This window comes from Alicyclobacillus sacchari, from assembly GCF_004366795.1.
GTDB classification, from domain to species: Bacteria; Bacillota; Bacilli; order Alicyclobacillales; family Alicyclobacillaceae; genus Alicyclobacillus; species Alicyclobacillus sacchari.
This window is the reverse complement of the sequence record NZ_SORF01000054.1, coordinates 1-1,618: the sequence shown is the minus strand read 5'-3', so window position 1 is coordinate 1,618 and position 1,618 is coordinate 1. Positions and strand designations below refer to the sequence as shown.

The following is a 1,618-nucleotide window of genomic DNA, read 5'->3' as shown; positions in this document are numbered from 1 at the left end:
TCACAGAACCTGGCACGGATGGACACGCTCCTCATTTCGTGCGTGCCATTTCTGATGTGGCCAGTCATGATGGTGCTCTTCTATCTTTTTGTGTCACGGAACATCTTTCAGTACCAGTTCGCGAGCCCGACAGGCTTTACGTGGTTTCTCTTGACGCTTCTGGCTACGCTTGGGTCGTTCATCATCGGGATTACGTTCTACAAGCCGAAACAGGACATCTGAAGGGGGGACAACGGCATGGGCTATGTGATTTTGGCCTTGGGGCTCATTCCAAGCGTTCTGTTGGTCATGGGGGCTGGACAGGGTGAGTATGTCGGCATACGGACACGCGCGCGGATTGCGGTAGGGTGGTACGGCACAAAGATGCGGGTGCGCAAGCGGCTCGAAGACGAACAGCTCGTCTCGTTGCTACGGAAAAGTGGACTTTCGCTTCAGGCGTATCAGTACCACTACCTGCGCATAGGGCTTACGCTCGTATTCTTGCTCATGGGAGTCGTGGGGCTTCTTCACGGACGGATGTTGCCGATGCTGTTTCCGCTCGTCGTATGGTTTGGACTTGAATATCGTCAGCCATTTCCGATGCACTACGGCTTTTTAGCCCTGCAAAAGCAGGCGGCGTTGGAACGGGACAAGGCAGTGTATTTACTCTACCGCCTGCTATTACAAGAGGCCGTGGCGTTTCACACCCGGCCAATCGGGGTGTACGACATGATACGTCGACAACTTCATCGTGTGCCAGTCTTACGTCCATTTTTGGAGCGGTGTCTACATGATTGGGTTGACGATCCCGCAGCCGCACTCCAGCGCTTCGGTGAGGAAGTTGGAACGTCCCAAGCGAAGGCGCTGGCGCATATGCTCATGGAGATTGAGGAAGCAGGCGTCGCCGTGGCGCTCGATGTCTTACAGACGAACCTGGAGCGATTCCGAGCCGACCGCATCGCCGCCTTCCGGGCGCATCTGAACACACGTTCCATCTTGGCAACTGCACTCACCATGCTCGGACTTGGTGCGACAAGTTTTGACTTGATGGTCATCATTCAAATTTATTCAGGTGCCCTGATGGGAGCAACTGTGGGCGGTTGAAATATGGCGTAAAGTTGGCGTAAGAGTATGCGCGGCAGGTTGTATGGTCAAAGCATGAGAGGAGGCGCGGAGGATGCGGCAGATCATCATTGGCTTGCTCGTGACGGTAATTGTGATCGGCTTGGCGGTGACGAACGTGAGGTTCGGTAAGCAGGAACTCGCGCAAGTCGGACAAACCGGTGTGTCGACCCTCACGAACGCTTCGACCGCGAATCTCGCGTCTCGCTCGAATTCCTAAAGGGGGATGACACATGAACTCTCCAATTGTCGGTGTTGTTGTTGCACTTCTGGTCTTGATTGGTGGGGTCGTCGGCACAGTCGCGATGAACACGTGGAGCTCGTCGCAGCAGTCAACTGTACAGTCGTTTACGCAACAGCAGATCACGTCGGCACAAGGTCAAGTATCGGGGGGTTAATAAGGGTGTTTAGGGGAGGTGGTCATGTATGAGGAGCGCCATTATCTTCGCGCTCATGTTCTTCTTTATTTTGTCCTGGAACTATCAGCCGTATATGGACGTCATCAATGGCGCACGGT

At 54.3% G+C, this 1,618-nt stretch carries 3 protein-coding genes and 1 pseudogene; all 4 read left to right on the top strand.

Features of this window, described 5'->3' with window-relative positions:
- Positions 1 to 222: pseudogene (locus tag C7445_RS14365) on the top strand (hypothetical protein); the annotation flags it as partial.
- A gap of 15 nt (positions 223 to 237) precedes the next feature.
- Positions 238 to 1,083, top strand: a complete 846-nt coding sequence (locus C7445_RS14360) for a hypothetical protein (RefSeq protein ID WP_134161402.1) — start codon at positions 238 to 240, stop codon at positions 1,081 to 1,083.
- 73 nt (positions 1,084 to 1,156) lie between these two features.
- Positions 1,157 to 1,321, top strand: coding sequence for a hypothetical protein (locus C7445_RS14765; protein ID WP_006445314.1), 165 nt, complete (start codon positions 1,157 to 1,159; stop codon positions 1,319 to 1,321).
- 13 nt (positions 1,322 to 1,334) lie between these two features.
- Entirely contained in the window at positions 1,335 to 1,499 is a 165-nt protein-coding gene (locus tag C7445_RS14760; protein WP_166669184.1) for a hypothetical protein, read from the top strand.
- The last annotated feature ends 119 nt before the right edge of the window (positions 1,500 to 1,618 follow it).